This window comes from Granulicatella sp., from assembly GCF_057274575.1.
On sequence record NZ_DBHISP010000011.1, the window covers coordinates 1 to 15,614 of the forward strand.

The 15,614-nt window shown below is 40.6% G+C and carries 14 protein-coding genes and 1 pseudogene; 13 read left to right on the top strand and 2 right to left on the bottom strand.

Annotation, left to right across the window (positions count from 1 at the left end; translation table 11 throughout):
* The 12 genes from ACO5V7_RS06480 to ACO5V7_RS06535 form a co-directional block, all read left to right on the top strand.
* Positions 1 to 132: hypothetical protein (locus ACO5V7_RS06480; RefSeq protein ID WP_485485568.1), on the top strand; the 132-nt coding region annotated here is incomplete at its 5' end.
* An 850-nt stretch (positions 133 to 982) separates the two neighbouring features.
* Positions 983 to 3,034, top strand: coding sequence for an ATP-dependent DNA helicase RecG (recG, locus tag ACO5V7_RS06485; RefSeq protein WP_485485522.1), 2,052 nt, complete (start codon positions 983 to 985; stop codon positions 3,032 to 3,034).
* 36 nt (positions 3,035 to 3,070) lie between these two features.
* Positions 3,071 to 4,078, top strand: a complete 1,008-nt coding sequence (plsX, locus tag ACO5V7_RS06490; protein ID WP_485485523.1) for a phosphate acyltransferase PlsX — start codon at positions 3,071 to 3,073, stop codon at positions 4,076 to 4,078.
* Between the two features lie 152 nt (positions 4,079 to 4,230).
* Entirely contained in the window at positions 4,231 to 4,725 is a 495-nt protein-coding gene (locus tag ACO5V7_RS06495) for an Lrp/AsnC family transcriptional regulator (RefSeq protein WP_049554498.1), read from the top strand.
* Positions 4,722 to 5,900 carry a pyridoxal phosphate-dependent aminotransferase gene (locus tag ACO5V7_RS06500; protein WP_005607233.1) on the top strand — a complete coding sequence of 393 codons (1,179 nt, stop codon included), beginning with the start codon at positions 4,722 to 4,724 and terminating at the stop codon, positions 5,898 to 5,900. The genes ACO5V7_RS06495 and ACO5V7_RS06500 overlap by 4 nt, the downstream gene beginning before the upstream one ends.
* Before the next feature lie 164 nt (positions 5,901 to 6,064).
* Positions 6,065 to 6,343 carry a hypothetical protein gene (locus ACO5V7_RS06505; RefSeq protein WP_039849200.1) on the top strand — a complete coding sequence of 93 codons (279 nt, stop codon included), beginning with the start codon at positions 6,065 to 6,067 and terminating at the stop codon, positions 6,341 to 6,343.
* Between the two features lie 9 nt (positions 6,344 to 6,352).
* The gene (locus tag ACO5V7_RS06510) at positions 6,353 to 6,712 is read left to right on the top strand and encodes a YbaN family protein (protein WP_049554495.1); all 360 of its coding nucleotides are present in this window, start codon (positions 6,353 to 6,355) and stop codon (positions 6,710 to 6,712) included.
* Between the two features lie 11 nt (positions 6,713 to 6,723).
* On the top strand, positions 6,724 to 6,981 hold the full coding sequence (locus tag ACO5V7_RS06515) for a hypothetical protein (RefSeq protein WP_314046779.1): 258 nt from the start codon (positions 6,724 to 6,726) through the stop codon (positions 6,979 to 6,981).
* A gap of 155 nt (positions 6,982 to 7,136) precedes the next feature.
* Positions 7,137 to 8,555 (top strand): C69 family dipeptidase, encoded by a 1,419-nt coding sequence (locus ACO5V7_RS06520; RefSeq protein ID WP_485485524.1) that lies wholly within the window; start codon positions 7,137 to 7,139, stop codon positions 8,553 to 8,555.
* A gap of 28 nt (positions 8,556 to 8,583) precedes the next feature.
* A complete protein-coding gene (locus ACO5V7_RS06525) occupies positions 8,584 to 10,032 on the top strand; it encodes an APC family permease (protein WP_485485525.1) in 1,449 nt (482 codons plus the stop codon).
* A 138-nt stretch (positions 10,033 to 10,170) separates the two neighbouring features.
* Entirely contained in the window at positions 10,171 to 11,187 is a 1,017-nt protein-coding gene (locus tag ACO5V7_RS06530) for a glycosyltransferase family 2 protein (RefSeq protein ID WP_485485526.1), read from the top strand.
* A 193-nt stretch (positions 11,188 to 11,380) separates the two neighbouring features.
* Complete coding sequence (locus ACO5V7_RS06535) at positions 11,381 to 11,896, top strand: DUF308 domain-containing protein (protein WP_049554491.1); 516 nt, start codon at positions 11,381 to 11,383, stop codon at positions 11,894 to 11,896.
* 308 nt (positions 11,897 to 12,204) lie between these two features.
* Here ACO5V7_RS06535 and ACO5V7_RS06540 read toward each other — a convergent pair.
* Positions 12,205 to 12,339: pseudogene (locus tag ACO5V7_RS06540) on the bottom strand (IS3 family transposase); the annotation flags it as partial.
* A 651-nt stretch (positions 12,340 to 12,990) separates the two neighbouring features.
* On the opposite strand from ACO5V7_RS06540, the gene glf reads away from it, so the two are divergent.
* Positions 12,991 to 14,100 (top strand): UDP-galactopyranose mutase, encoded by a 1,110-nt coding sequence (gene glf, locus ACO5V7_RS06545; protein WP_485485527.1) that lies wholly within the window; start codon positions 12,991 to 12,993, stop codon positions 14,098 to 14,100.
* A gap of 285 nt (positions 14,101 to 14,385) precedes the next feature.
* Here glf and trhO read toward each other — a convergent pair whose 3' ends face one another.
* A complete protein-coding gene (trhO, locus tag ACO5V7_RS06550; protein WP_485485528.1) occupies positions 14,386 to 15,369 on the bottom strand; it encodes an oxygen-dependent tRNA uridine(34) hydroxylase TrhO in 984 nt (327 codons plus the stop codon).
* Between the last annotated feature and the right edge of the window lie 245 nt (positions 15,370 to 15,614).

Genomic DNA, 15,614 nt, shown 5'->3' on the forward strand with positions numbered 1-15,614 from the left:
TATGGTGAAGACGCAGACGCAAGCGAAGTGGAAGAAATCACTGAAGCTGTAGAAGTGAAATACCCTGATGTAGAGGTTGAAGTTCACGAAGGAAATCAACCAGTATACACTTACTTATTATCTGTGGAATAATATAATAAAAAAGAGTACTGATATCCTTCCGGATTACTTTGAATCCTTGCGGATTTTTCCATAAAAACTATAATGGGGCACCGGTTCGAGCCGAAGTCTCTCACCTTTAAAGCCTCAAAGAGGGCGTAGGGAATGAAATTCCTTACGCCCTCTTATTCGTTTTAATGCGATTCCCCATTACAGTTATTATGGAATCCGCATGATTCCCCGTAATCCTCCAGGATTTTTATTCAACAATAAGTAAGTGTAACTAGTTGGTTTTGGTGCTCACATCAGGGTATTTCGCTGGGCAGCTAGTGCTTTCTAAATTACGCTTGCTTCTGAGTCTTCACTCGCCTCCAAATGGGAAAAAGGGAACTGAGTGAGTGCTCCTCAAAAATCGTAGTGCTGCAAGGGCAAGCTCTGTATTTGGTGGGACGCACATATAAAATCACAGCACTGTAAAGGATGAGGAGAGAGGAAGGAAAGTTGAAGGAGCGAATATTCTTTTGGGCTTTGCTCGATGTAGACTGGGAAGACTGCACTTTGTGGAAGGCGCATCCAAACTCCCTGCACTGTAAAGGGTGAGGAGGGAGGAAGGAAAGTTGAAGAAGTGAAGATTCTTTAGGATTTCATCGGAATCACAGTACCGAGTAAGCAACCAATGTGAATTAGCGAGGTTTAGGAATTTATTCCTTAGCCTCGCTTTGAAACTTGGTAACCCTGAGACGAAGACTCAGGGAGGTGCCGGATTTGTGATGCCGATGGATAAATCCTAAAGAGAATCTTCACGACTGTTGTAACTTTCCTTCCCCTTGACGATTAAACGGGACTTGAATTACACTTATTAAAGTAGAAAGGATGTGATTGGATGAATGAAGTCTTTCAAAGTGTGCAAGTCTTGCCAGGCGTTGGACCAAAACGATTAGAGCCATTAGCCGAGCTTGGAATCGAAACAGTTTATGACCTGTTAACGCATTTTCCGTTTCGTTATGAAGATATTCAAATTCGTGATGTAAATACCATCATGGACCAAGAGAAAGTCACGTTAAAAGGGCTAGTAGCGACGCAACCGGTTGTCAGCTACTACGGCTTCAAGAAGAATCGGTTAGCGTTTCGCATGGCGATTGACCAGCAAGTCATCCAAGTTGCGTTCTTTAATCAACCGTATTTAAAAGATAAAGTGGTTCAAGGCGAAGAGATTGCTATCTACGGGAAATGGGATGCAAAGCGTTCTACCTTGATGGGGATGAAAATCTTATCGAACCGAAATGTGGAGGATGAAGAAGGAGACCAAGTAGAGGCGGTTTATCGCACGAATAAATCGCTAAAGCAGGCGACGATATTGAAACTTGTTCAAACGGCGATGGATCGTTTTGAAGATAAAATTCCAGAAGTACTACCAGGGGAGTTGACGGCGTCGCACCATCTGATGGGGCATAGAGATGCTGTACGGGCAATGCATTTTCCAAAAGATGAACTGGAAAGACAGAGTGCGCAATACCAACTCGTCTACCAGGAGCTCTTCTTATATCAACTGCGCTTGCAATGGATGCGTCAGAAGCGCCATCAGCAAACAAAAGGGCAAGCGGTGTTGTATGATAATGCCGCGTTGAAGGCGTTTATTCAGACGTTGCCGTTTGAACTCACCGATGGGCAAAAGAAAGTCGTGAATGAGATTTGCTTTGACCTGCGTGCGCCTTATGAGATGAATCGTCTCTTGCAAGGGGATGTAGGGAGCGGGAAGACGATTGTGGCGACGATTGCCATGGTCGCAACGGCTCTGACAGGCAAGCAAGCAGCCCTTATGGTTCCTACAGAAATATTGGCAGAACAACATATGCTGACGATAGAAAAACTCCTTCAAGGGACATCTTTGAAAGCAGTGTTGTTAACCGGAAGTATGAATCGTTCGCAGAAGAAACGAAAAGAGTTACTCGCAACGATTGAGAGTGGTGAGGCAAACCTCGTTATCGGGACTCATGCCTTGTTCCAACAAGATGTGAACTTTAAAGACTTAGCTTTTGTTGTCATCGATGAGCAGCATCGTTTCGGGGTGCAGCAACGTCAGGCGCTGGCTGGAAAAGGAGCTGGCGTGAATGTGCTTCAAATGACGGCAACGCCAATTCCAAGAACACTTGCCATTACAGCTTTTGGGGAAATGGATACGTCCATCCTCGGTGAGATTCCTCGTGGTCGTCAGCCGATCAAAACGACTTGGGTTCGTGAGCAGGAAATGGAACAAATTTTTGACTTCGTGGAGCGACAAATTCAAAAAGGGCGCCAAGCCTATATGATTTCGCCTTTAATCGAAGAGTCGGAACATCTCGATGTGCAAAACGCTGAAGAGATTTACCGTATGATTTCAGCGCATTTCTCAGACCGCGTGAAAGTGGGGCTCTTGCATGGGAAAATGCCAGCTGACGAAAAAGAAGCGGTGATGGCTGATTTTAAAGCGAATCACTTACAAGTACTTGTCTCAACGACGGTCATCGAAGTTGGGGTGGACGTGCCAAATGCTACAGTGATGGTCATTCTGGATGCGGACCGATTTGGATTAGCGCAACTCCACCAACTGCGTGGACGTGTTGGTCGTGGCCAACATGCTTCAACGTGTATTCTAGTGGCGAGTCCAAAAACCGAAAATGGGAAAGAGCGAATGCGCATTATGTGCGAGTCGACAGATGGATTTTATCTCAGTCAAAAAGACTTGGAACTACGTGGTTCTGGGGATATATTTGGCGTGAAACAGTCCGGTATTCCAGACTTTAAGATTGCCGATTTAATACGAGATTATGATATACTAGAACAAGCACGTAAAGATGCGATCCTTTATGCCTCGGAAGATCCAGCAGGAGAAAAAACCGAGACAAAACGCATGAAGGCATTTATCGAACAAACAACGAAAGAAATCAATGGATAACTTCAGGGCCACGTGGCTAGAAGAGGAGGAACAACAATGGTAAGAATTGCAATTGACGCGATGGGTGGAGATAACGCTCCTAAAGAAATCGTCCAAGGGGTCGTCCTTGCAGCAAAGGAAATGCCAAATGTCGAGTTTCAATTATATGGAGACGAAGCAAAAGTGAACGCCTGCTTGGAAGAATCTCTTCCAAATATTCGCGTGATTCACTGTTCAGAAAAAATCAACTCTGATGACGAACCGGTTAAAGCGATTCGTTCGAAGAAAGACGCTTCAATGGTCGTTGCTGCTAAAGCTGTTAAAGAAGGGGAAGCCGACGCGCTCTTCTCTTGCGGAAATACAGGGGCTCTTCTAACGGCTGGTTTATTAGTGGTTGGCCGTATTAAAGGAATCGATCGTCCAGGACTGATGCCAGTGTTGCCTGTTCTTGGAAAAGAAAATCGTCAATTTATTATGATGGACGTTGGTGCGAACGCGGAATGTAAACCAAAGAATGTTCACCAATTCGGTATTCTAGGAAGCTATTATTCTAAATACGTTCTTGGTTACGAGAACCCAACAGTCGGCTTATTAAATAATGGAGCTGAAGAAGGAAAAGGGAACGAACTTGCAAAAGAAGTTTACGGACTCTTGAAAGAAGACGATAGCTTAAACTTCGTCGGGAACGTGGAAGCTCGTGACATCTTAACAGGTGCTGCGGATGTCGTGGTGACAGACGGATTTACTGGAAACGCCGTATTGAAAACAATCGAAGGAACAGCGCTTGCGATGATGGGTCTTCTAAAAGAAGGAATCAAGGGGCAAGGAATCCAAGGAAAACTTGGAGCGCTCTTACTCAAGAATACCTTCTACGGATTAAAGAATACATTGGACTACTCACAATTTGGGGGTGCGGTGCTCTTTGGTCTTAAAGGAGCAGTTGTGAAATCACACGGTTCTTCAAAATCAGACAGCGTGTACCATGCCATGAAACAAATCGACACAATCGTATCCAGTGGAGTTATCAACGACTTAGTAGCTCACTTTGAACAAACAGCGGAATAAAGAATGAAGCTCTCTTTCAGATTGGAAGAGAGCTTTTTTATAGAAAATTATAAATTTCATAAAACTGCAATAAATTCTTAGGAATTCTCACAAAAAAAGGGTACAATGGGAAAGTACAAAATGTTGCAAATGCAACTAAAGGAGGAAAGTCTATGTTCAAAGAAGTGAACGAGCAAATTTTAAAATTAATTGAGAAAAATAGTCGTTTAACTCCAGAAGAAATTGCCTCTCTATTAGAAATGGATGTGGAAGAAGTCACACGCCGTATTAAAGAGATGGAAGAAGCTAAAATTATTTGTGGCTACCACACTTTAATCAACTGGGAAAAAACTGATAATGTCAATGTATCAGCGATTATCGAATTAAAAGTAAATCCTCAAAAAGGGAAAGGGTTCGACCGTATTGCGGAAAAAATCTATCATTTCCCAGAAGTAGAAGCTGTGTACTTAATGTCAGGCGGATATGATTTCATGGTGCAATTAAAGAAAGCACCAATGCGTGAAATCGCAAACTTCGTATCTTCACGTCTTTCAGTGATTGAAGAAGTACAATCTACTAAAACACATGTTGTATTAAAACAATACAAAGATCACGGCACTATGTTTGTCGGTAAAGCAGATGATAAACGTCAGGTGGTTACTCCATGAATTTAGAAAATATGTTAAATAATAAAATTAAGGACTTGAAACCTTCAGGAATTCGTCGTTTCTTTGATATGGCGAGTGAATACAAGGATATTGTTTCCCTAGGGGTTGGAGAGCCTGATTTTGATACGCCTTGGCATATTCGTCAAGAAGCGATTAAAGCGTTGCAAGAAGGCCGTACATTCTATACAGCCAATGCAGGGTTAAAAGAGCTTCGTGAAGAAGTATGTATTTTTACAGAAGGTCGTCATGGAGTAAAATATGATCCAATGCATGAATGTGTCATCACTGTTGGGGGAAGTGAAGCCGTTGATATTTCAATGCGTGTGCTTTTAAACCCAGGGGATGAAGTGATTATTTGTGACCCGGGTTATGTTTCTTATGTCCCAGCGGTTACAATGGCCGACGGAACTCCTGTGATTCTTCCGTTAAAAGAGGAAAATCAATTCCGTTTAACACCTGAAGATTTAGAAGCAGTGATTACACCGAAGACAAAAGCGATTCTAATGAACTTCCCAAATAACCCAACCGGGGCAATTATGGAACGTGAAGATTTAGAAGCGGTTTGCGATGTGTTAAAACGTCATGATATTATCGTTGTCTCAGACGAGTTATATGGAGAATTAACATACACAGGAAAACCTCACGTTTCCGTTGTGGAAATTGAGGGTATGCGTGACCGTACAATTTTAATCGGAGGATTCTCAAAAGCATTTGCGATGACGGGATGGAGACTTGGGTATGCCTTAGCTCCAGCGCCTATCATGGAACAAATGTACAAAATTCACCAATTTGCGATTATGTCTGCGCCAACGCTTAGCCAATATGCGGGTGTGGATGCGCTTCGTAATTCTGAAGAGGACATTGTTGAGATGCGCGAAAGCTACAACCAACGTCGCCGTTACTTGGTGAAACGTTTTAAAGACTTAGGGATTCCTTGCTTTGAGCCATTTGGAGCTTTCTACATCTTCCCAAACATTTCTCAATTTGGATTAAGTTCAGAAGAATTTGCTATGCGCTTGGTAGAAGAAGAACGTTTAGCCGTTGTGCCAGGAACCGCTTTTGGGGAATCTGGTGAAGGCTTCCTACGGATTTCTTATGCATATTCGATTGAAGATTTGAAGACAGCGTTAGATCGCATCGAGCACTTCATTACGAAGTTAAGAAATGAAAAATAGAGATTAAAATAAACTACAACTACACCACTTTTGGAGTCGTTTAAATCGATTCCCTAAGAGGCGTAGTTGTATTTTTAATTTTGATTAAAATATGATTAAAATTTAATTGATAAAAGAAAGATCCTATGCTACACTATGCTTACTTAAAGGAAAGGAGACAACGCTTGAAAGAACGTTTTACAAAGTTTATTGATACCATAATTGCACTCGATAAAGGCGATCATACATTAACGGACAAACAATGGATGAAAAAGCAAAAATGGATGTTCGTCTTGAAGTTTTTTTGGGTGATTGTGCTAGTAGCGACCTTTCTTCTAGCCGTTAATGTCTCCGTGAGTTACTTTGTTTATTTCTTCTATTTTGCTGGAGTTCTCTATGTACTCACTAAAGTACTCGAGTTTTGTATCCAACGAAGAATGACACAATTAGCTAAGGAGGAATAGAACAATCCAATGAGAATTATTTATTTTGTGATAGCCTGGGTTTCATTAGCAATAGGGTTATTAGGAATTGTCCTTCCGGTACTTCCAACAACTCCCTTTCTTTTGTTAACCGTATTTTGTTTCTCAAAGAGTTCAAGGCGCTTTGAAGAATGGTTTCAAAAAACTAAGTTATACCAGCTTTATGTCGCAGATTACCGTGAGACGAAGTCAATTGCGCGTAGTCGTAAAAAGAAAATTATTATTTATATCTATATTTTAATGGCCATTTCTATTTACTTTGCTCCAATTATTTGGGTGAAAATTGGACTTGGCGCGTTGACAGTATTTATTACTTACTATCTATTTTGGGTGATTCCGGATAAGAAATAGGAGGGATTCAGATGGTTGAGAAGTTTAAGGCGTTAATAGAAGATTATAAAGTAACAAGAAATGAAAACGAAGATTTTGTCTGGTGGTATGTGCAACGAGTAGCCCCATTTAATTTACGCTACGTGATTGCAGTAGTGCTAATTTTATGCATTGCGGCTATTTATTTTAATATTCAGTACGCGCTCACAACAGTGCTCATTTTATGGGTGATTGCAGTGACGATTACCATCGCAGAATGGGTTTATCGAAAACGAAAACGAAAACAATAATATGAGAACCAAAAGAATCTAGTTTACGCTAGGTTCTTTTTTTTACCTATCATTAGGAAGAAATTAAGGAAAAAAATAGAGAGGAGCCCTTTGAGAAAAAGTGCGAATAGGGCTATAATTTAAGTGTAGAAATAAAGTAAATGGAGGTAATTGTTATGAGATTTGACCAAGAACATGATTCATGTACAACCATTCTTGTTGGAAAGAAAGCTAGCTATGACGGTTCCACGCTTGTAGCCCGTACGGAAGATTCATGTAATGGAGAGTTTACTCCAAAAAAATTCATTGTCGTTCGTCCAGAAGACCAACCACGTCACTATAAAGCAGTGATTTCAGGCTTTGAAACAGACTTACCCGATAATCCAGTTCGCTATACAGCCATGCCAAACGCCATCAATAATGAAGGGATTTGGGGAGCAGCCGGGATTAACGCCTATAATGTTGCTGTCAGTACGACAGAGACGATTTCGACGAATCCGCGTGTGTTAGGAGCAGATCCACTAGTTGAAACAGGGATTGGAGAAGAAGATATCTTCACTCTCGTACTACCTTATATTCAAACGGCGCGCGAAGGGGTCGAACGTCTTGGACATTTCCTGGAAACAGCAGGAACCTATGAATCAAACGGGATTGCGATTTCCGATGTGAATGAAATTTGGTGGTTAGAGTCTATCGGGGGACATCACTGGATGGCTCGCCGCGTACCCGATGATGCGTATGTCGTAAATCCAAACCAACTCGGCATCGATTTCTTTGATTTTGAAGACAAAGAAAACTTTATGTGCGACCCTGATTTGAAAGACTTTATGATTCGTCACCACCTCAATTTGAATTTTGACGGAGAATCATTCAATCCACGTTATGCATTTGGTTCACAACGAGATAAAGACCGTCTCTATAACACGCCTCGTGCTTGGGATATTCAACGCATGTTTAACCCTGAAGTGGAACAATCTCCAACAAGCTTTGAAATCCCTTGGGCGCGTGTTCCTTATCGCAAAATTACCGTTGAAGATGTGAAAGAATCGATGAGTACGCATTTCCAAATGACTCCTTATGATCCTTATGGAAATTTAGGCGATGGGAAGAGCAATCGTCGTTTCCGTACGGTAGGAATTAATCGTACGAGTCAAACGGCGATTCTACAAATTCGTCCAAATCGTCCTCATGATACAACAGGGATTCAATGGGTCTCTTATGGGTCAATGCCTTTTACGACGGCCGTTCCTTTCTTTACGCAAGTGGAAACAACTCCAGCGTACTTTGCCAACACTACAGCGAAGGTTTCAACGGATTCCTTCTACTGGTCAAGCCGATTAATTGCAGGACTTGCGGATGCGCATTACTTAGAACATCAAGCGGATATTGAAAGTTATCAAAAGAATACATTATCTCGTGGAGAAGCCATGATTGCCCAAGTAGATGCTCGTCTTGAAAAAGGAGAAGTAGTCGACTTCGAAGCGGAAAATCAACAAATGAGTGATTATATCGAAGAGAAGACAGCTGCATTACTCGATAAAGTATTGCTTCGTGCAAGTAATTTAATGGTCAACCACTATTCAGTGAGTGATTAATGGCAGGTTGGGTTTAGGAGGTTAGAACATGGAAGAAAAAAATGAAAAACAACTGAGTTGGCTGATGATAGCTCTCATTGCATTTAATTTTGTATGGGGGCTCGGGAACGTTGTCAATAACTTCGCCCAACAAGGGATTGTAGTCATTACATCGTGGTTGATTATTTTAGTGATTTACTTTATTCCGTATTCATTGATGGTTGGACAACTTGGTTCAACTTTCCAAGATAGTGAAGGGGGCGTCAGTGACTGGATTAAACATACGTCCACAAAGAAACTGGCTTATTTTGCCGCATGGACATTTTGGGTGGTTCAGATTCCTTATTTAGCGCAAAAACCACAGACGATTTTGATTGCGCTTGGTTGGGTATTCCAAGGACACTCAGGAATTGTGGGCGAGCTTCCCATTCCACTTCTTGTAACGATTAGTTTAGCTCTATTCCTCATCATTCTCTATATTTCAACCAAGGGAATACGTGCGTTGAAATTTTTAGGAACGATTGCAGGGACAGCGATGTTTGTGATGTCCATCTTGTTCATTTTATTAGCAGTTGGCGTTCCATTTATTAAGCCTGATTTGCAACTGGCAACAGCGAATATGGATAAGCTGGAAACGTATATTCCGAAATTCGACTTTTCGTATTTTACAACCATAGCTCTTCTTGTATTCTCGGTTGGAGGGGCAGAATGTATGTCTCCTTATGTTCATAAAATCAAGAATCCTGCCAAAGAGTTTCCAAAAGGAATGATTGCAATGGCGGTGATGGTTGGAATTTGTGCGGTCTTTGGTTCTCTTGCAATGGGAATGATTTTTGATAGCAACAATATTCCACAAGACTTGATGCGAAATGGGGCCTACCAAGCGTTTGCGGTACTTGGTAAACACTGGAATATTGGGAATGTACTTGTCACGATTTACGCATTGACGCAATTTATCGGGCAAACAGCGACATTGGCACTCTCTATTGATGCGCCACTTCAAATTTTCCTTGGTAGTGCTGACAAAGAATATATTCCTCGTTGGCTACGTGCGCGTACAAAGAATGGAACACTAAGAAATGGATATATTCTAACAGGGGTATTAACAGGTGCTTTGATTTTGATGCCAGTATTCGGTTTGAAAGAGATTGACACGGTTGTTGTTTGGATGACAAACTTGAACGCCATCGTGTCTCCAATGTGCTTCTTGTGGGTATTCGTCGCCTTTATGTTCTTGTATCGTCATTGGGACAGATATAAAAATGCCGAATATAAATACATTAGCAACAAGACACTCGGATTCTTAATGGGACTCTGGGGATTTGCCTTCACCGCATTTGCATGTATTCTCGGAATGGTGCCACAAGTGGATTATGCGCAAAATCCATCTGAATGGTGGTTTGTCTTAATTTCAAATATCATTATGCCATTTGCGCTTCTTGGACTCGGACTCATTCTTCCATGGATTGCACGAAGAGAACAAAAACAACATGCATAAAAATGAGTCTTAAAAAGTCCTCCTTCTACAAAAGGAGGGCTTTATTTTTTTAAATGTAATAGGGTGTCTAACTGACAATTTTACCGAAAAATGGTATAGTAATGAAGATAAATTTACTTGAAACGAGAGGTGCACCCCATGAAATTATTAACCGTTGCAGTCCCTTGCTACAACTCTCAAGAATATATGCATTATTGTATCCAAACACTCCTTTCTGGTGGGGAAGAAGTCGAAATTTTAATCATTAACGATGGTTCTAAAGACGATACTGCTCGCATCGCTGACCAATATGCAGCTGCTTATCCAACGATTATCCGAGCGATCCATCAAGAAAATAAAGGACATGGTGGAGCTGTGAATACAGGGATGGCGAATGCAACAGGGAAGTACTTCAAAGTGGTCGATAGTGACGACTGGGTAGATGTGCGTGCTTATTTAAAAATCATAGAACAATTACAACGCTTCGAAGAAACTGGAGAAGAAGTAGATGTGTTCATTACGAACTTTGTTTACGAAAAAGAAGGCGCGAAAACGAAGAAAATTATGCGCTACACTTCAGCGTTTCCTGAAAATCAAGTGTTTACTTGGGATGATGCGAAGCCACTTCGTCGTGGGAAATATATGATGATGCACTCCCTCATTTACAATATGAACTTACTTCGTAAATCAGGACTTCAGTTGCCAGAGCATACTTTCTACGTAGATAATTTATTTGTTTTCGTCCCACTGCAATATAGCAAAAAATTATACTATATGAATGTAGATTTTTACCGTTACTTTATCGGTCGTGAAGATCAATCCGTGAACGAGAAAGTGATGATTAGCCGTATCGACCAACAAATCCGCGTGAATGAACTATTGATGGCAAGTTATCATAGCGACTGGCAGTTTTCAACCGCTTTGAAGAACTACTTATTAAACCACTTAGAGATTACAACCGTAATTTCTTGTGCGCTACTCAATAAGGGTGGACTACTTGAGCATCAAGAGAAGAAGAAAGCTTTGCTGTCGGATTTGAAGGAAGCAAATCCAGAAGTCTTCCATCTGATTAGCCAAGCAGTGCTAAGTAGAATTACAATGGCGAAGAACAAACCTGTACAAGTACTTTCGAATGGAATTTATACAGTGACACAACGTTTCTTCGGATTTAACTAAATAGCGTTTTGAACTACCAGGCATGAAGTGCACCCTAAAAGTTAGATTTTCTGTCTACCTTACATAAGCCGGTGGATATTTATTGCAAATCAGACTGAAAGTTCCAAATTCTCTATTTATTTTATTGATATTTCTTATCAGAAGATGTATGATATTTTATATATTTAAACTATACTATATCGGAGGTATTGGTATGAAATTTTCTAATCGTTTATTGTTGTTCCTTACAGGAGTTGTTTTTGTCTTTTTAGGACTTTTGCTATTTACAAACCCAGTAGCTAATCTTGTTGCTTACAGCTGGTGGATTGCATTTGGTTTACTGGTTTCTTCTATAGCAGCTATTTTAGGCTATTTCTCTGCACCAAAAGAGCTTCGCTCACCTGTTTATCTTTTCCAAGGGATTGTTAATCTTCTCTTAGCTCTTTACCTCGTGGCTTATGGCTTTGTGACCCTGCCGGTCGTCATTCCGACCATTGTAGGAATTTGGTTAATTGTAGAAGCCATTATTGCTTTCTTTAAAGGCAATCGTCTAGGATTGATTTTCCCTATTATTGGTAGCAATATCACGTGGGTAGCCTTGCTTGCATTTTTACTAGGTCTAGTGATTCTGTTCAATCCAGTGGCTACAGGTGTCTTTGTCGTTTATGTCATTGCCTTTTCATTTTTAGTTACTGGCTTCACCTACATTATTGAGGCCTTTCGTAAATAGTCTAGTTGCTATTTCTATCGCATTCAAAAAAGCTGGGAAATCATATTCTCAGCTTTTTCGTCTCTTTAATTATCACTTTTTCGCATTCCATTCTGCGTAGAATTGCTCCAAGTATTCTTCCAAAAAGTGATGGCATAGTGCTCTAGCATTCGATAAGTTGCAATAATAACCGGTCGAGAACGGGGCATCGACTCAATCATACCGAAAATAAAAGAGCGAATGTTATCTGCAAAAAGAAAGCTTAGATTCTTTGCGATTTCAACAAAAAAAGCACTGTTTGTTCTGACCACAAAAGTTAAACAAATAATTTAAGTGAAGGATTTAGTTCTGTATTGCACAGGACTAAGTCCTTTTAGTTTTACCTTAATTCGTTTGTTGTTGTAGTAATCAATGTAGTCAACAATAGCTTGTTCCAATTGGTTAAGTGCCTTAAATGTTTTCTCATCTATGTCAGTCATCATGATGACCAAATTCACGCGCGCTATCCTTTCTTGCTCTACATCATTGCTCTTGCGACATTCATCAATATCATTACAGCGATATCTAATATCATTCGTATCCGGAAATTTCATTCTCCAGAGCTCAAATCTAGTAAAAATATCAGTTTTGCTTCCTCTCTCTTTTCTATCTTTTTCTTGCAAACCATGATGATGAAAGAGCATGGAAGTGCCGATATTCCTCAAAAAATTGCTTTTATGAATATCACTTTGGGAAGTGTCGTTTTCTGCGTACTCGTCATTATTGGCGCCTATATGATTGTAAAATCAAGAAAAGCAAAGCGAAATTTATAAAGTGTGAAAAGGAGTGAAAACTTTCTTTTTTCTAATTAAAATAGCGGAACAATTAGAATTGGAAGATCCGTTTACAGGAAAATATAAATAGGTGCTCGTCGCAGGCCACACGAGCGCCTTGAGGCGTCGCTCTGAGATCAGAGCTATGCCCGAAATTGAAAAGCCACCCGCTAAGCCACTGGATATTTATTATGGGAGAAATTATCATATATGATAATTTCGCAAAGTGTGCTTCATCGATTTGGTTCGCCTTGAGGGTCCATGATATAATAAACAAGATAATACAAGAAATGGAGAAACGACATGAAACCATTTGATTACATCGTTGTGGGTGCTGGATTATTCGGTGCGACCTTTGCGCATGAAGCAGCGACACGCGGTTATAAAGTAAAAGTGATTGAGAAGAGAAATCATATTGCGGGGAATATTTATACAAAAGAAGTGGAAGGCATTCAAGTGCACGAATACGGTGCGCATATTTTCCACACGAGCGACAAGAAGATTTGGGATTACGTGCATCAGTTTGCGACATTTAATCGCTATACCAATACTCCAGTTGCAAACTTCAACGGTGAGATTTACAACTTGCCATTTAACATGAATACCTTTAATAAATTATGGGGTGTGGTGACGCCGCAAGAAGCCGAAGCAAAGATTAGTGAGCAACGTGCAGTACTCGGTGATAAAGAACCTGAAAACTTAGAAGAGCAGGCGATTTCTCTTATTGGGGAAGATATTTACCATAAGCTCATCAAGGGCTATACGGAGAAACAATGGGGACGTTCGGCAACAGAATTACCAGCGTTTATCATACGCCGCTTGCCGGTTCGCTATACTTACGATAACAACTACTTCAACGATACGTACCAAGGGATTCCGATTGGCGGCTATACGAAGATGATTGAAGCCATGCTGGATCATGAAAATATCGAAGTCGAGTTGAATGTCGATTTCTTCGCGAAAAAAGACGAGTACTTAAATAGTGGTGCTAAAATCGTCTTCACGGGAATGATTGACGAGTTCTTTGATTATGAACTTGGAACGCTGGAATATCGTTCATTGCGATTTGAAACAGAAGTCGTGGACGTGGAAAACTACCAAGGAAATGCGGTAGTAAACTATACAGACCGTGAAACGCCATACACTCGTATTATCGAGCATAAACATTTTGAGTTTGGGACTCAGCCAAAAACGGTGATTACGCGTGAGTATCCTGCTGATTGGAAGGTAGGCGACGAGCCTTATTACCCGGTGAATAATCAAGTTAATAATGACTTATATGCGCAGTATAAAAAATTAGCGAAGACGGTTCCACAAGTGATCTTCGGTGGACGACTTGGACAGTATCGTTATTACGATATGCATCAAGTCATCGCCGCTGCACTAGAAACTGTTAAACATGAATTTGAGTAAACGAAGAAACACCCTATATGAAATATAGGGTGTTTTTGTGTTGTGATGGTTATTTGATTCCTTCGAATCCTAGCGGATTTTATCATAACTACAATAACGGGGTACCGGTTCGAGCCTGTAGTCTCTCACCTTTAAAGCTTCAAAAAGGGCGTAAGGAATAAATCCCTACGCCCTTTAATTCATCTTTAGTACGATTCCCCATTATTGTGGCTATGAAATCCGCAAGATTCTTTGGAATCCATACACAATCAATCAAACCAAAAATGTTTTTCGATTTTAATCAAATTAAGCATTTACTGTATCTAGTTCTTCGCCAATAGCTTCTAAGCGCGCTACGACTTCTTCTAGTGATAGGTTGTGCTCTTGTACGTAGCGGTTACGTGGGTGAACACGGCATTCATGGCAGCAACCACGTAAGTATTTGTCTTCGTTTTCTTCAGAAGCTAAGATACGACGGTTACATTCTGGGTTACCACAGTTTACGTAACGTTCGCAAGGAGTGCCATCGAACCAATCTTTCCCAATCACAACTGGGTCAACATGGTTGATGTCAACAGCGATACGTTCGTCAAATACGTACATTTTTCCATCCCATAATTCGCCTTGAACTTCTGGGTCTTTCCCGTAAGTTGCGATACCGCCGTGTAATTGACCGACATCTTTGTAGCCTTCACGAACCATCCAGCCAGAGAATTTCTCACAGCGAACGCCACCTGTACAGTAAACAACGACACGTTTGTCCATGAATTTCTCTTTGTTATCACGAACCCATTGTGGTAATTCACGGAAGTTGCGAATGTCAGGACGGATTGCACCGCGGAAGTGACCTAAATCGTACTCGTAGTCGTTACGAGTGTCTAGTACAACAGTGTTTTCGTCTAAAAGAGCTTCCTTGAATTCTTGTGGAGAAAGGTAAGCACCTGTTATTTCCAGTGGGTTAATGTCATTGTCGAAGTCGTTATCTTCTAAACCAAGGTGTACGATTTCTTTTTTGTAACGAACGAACATCTTCTTGAAGGCCTGCTCGTTTTCTTCGTCGATTTTAAACCATAAGTCTTCCATGCCAGGAAGAGAGTGAACATAGTCCATATATTTTTGAGTAGTTTCATAATCACCAGAAACAGTCCCGTTGATTCCTTCGTCAGCGACAAGGATACGTCCTTTTAATCCGATTGATTTGCAAAATGCTAAATGATCTGCAGCGAATTGTTCCGCATTCTCGATGGGAACGTATTTATAATAAAGTAAAACACGAATATCTTTTGCCATATTGTAGTTCTTTCATCCTTTTCTAGTTTGTAATGGTTCTATTGTAACTTTATTGAGAACCATTATCAATGATTTCGATTGTGAAAATCTTCGAAAGGTATTGACATGACAGCGATTTAAGGTATAATTTCAGATGTAACATAAAATTTTGAGAGATTGGAGGAGAAATCAATGAACAACTTAGTAGTAAAACGAGTGAATAGAATGATGAACCTTCCAATTCAAGTGATTCAGTTATAGCGCAT

Excerpts from the sequence above, each read along its gene's own strand:
- recG (WP_485485522.1), top strand. The coding sequence starts at position 983 with ATGAATGAAGTCTTTCAAAGTGTGCAAGTCTTGCCAGGCGTTGGACCA.
- plsX (WP_485485523.1), top strand. The coding sequence starts at position 3,071 with ATGGTAAGAATTGCAATTGACGCGATGGGTGGAGATAACGCTCCTAAA.
- ACO5V7_RS06495 (WP_049554498.1), top strand. The coding sequence starts at position 4,231 with ATGTTCAAAGAAGTGAACGAGCAAATTTTAAAATTAATTGAGAAAAAT.
- ACO5V7_RS06500 (WP_005607233.1), top strand. The coding sequence starts at position 4,722 with ATGAATTTAGAAAATATGTTAAATAATAAAATTAAGGACTTGAAACCT.
- ACO5V7_RS06510 (WP_049554495.1), top strand. The coding sequence starts at position 6,353 with ATGAGAATTATTTATTTTGTGATAGCCTGGGTTTCATTAGCAATAGGG.
- ACO5V7_RS06515 (WP_314046779.1), top strand. The coding sequence starts at position 6,724 with ATGGTTGAGAAGTTTAAGGCGTTAATAGAAGATTATAAAGTAACAAGA.
- ACO5V7_RS06520 (WP_485485524.1), top strand. The coding sequence starts at position 7,137 with ATGAGATTTGACCAAGAACATGATTCATGTACAACCATTCTTGTTGGA.
- ACO5V7_RS06525 (WP_485485525.1), top strand. The coding sequence starts at position 8,584 with ATGGAAGAAAAAAATGAAAAACAACTGAGTTGGCTGATGATAGCTCTC.
- ACO5V7_RS06530 (WP_485485526.1), top strand. The coding sequence starts at position 10,171 with ATGAAATTATTAACCGTTGCAGTCCCTTGCTACAACTCTCAAGAATAT.
- ACO5V7_RS06535 (WP_049554491.1), top strand. The coding sequence starts at position 11,381 with ATGAAATTTTCTAATCGTTTATTGTTGTTCCTTACAGGAGTTGTTTTT.
- glf (WP_485485527.1), top strand. The coding sequence starts at position 12,991 with ATGAAACCATTTGATTACATCGTTGTGGGTGCTGGATTATTCGGTGCG.
- trhO (WP_485485528.1), bottom strand. The coding sequence starts at position 15,369 with ATGGCAAAAGATATTCGTGTTTTACTTTATTATAAATACGTTCCCATC.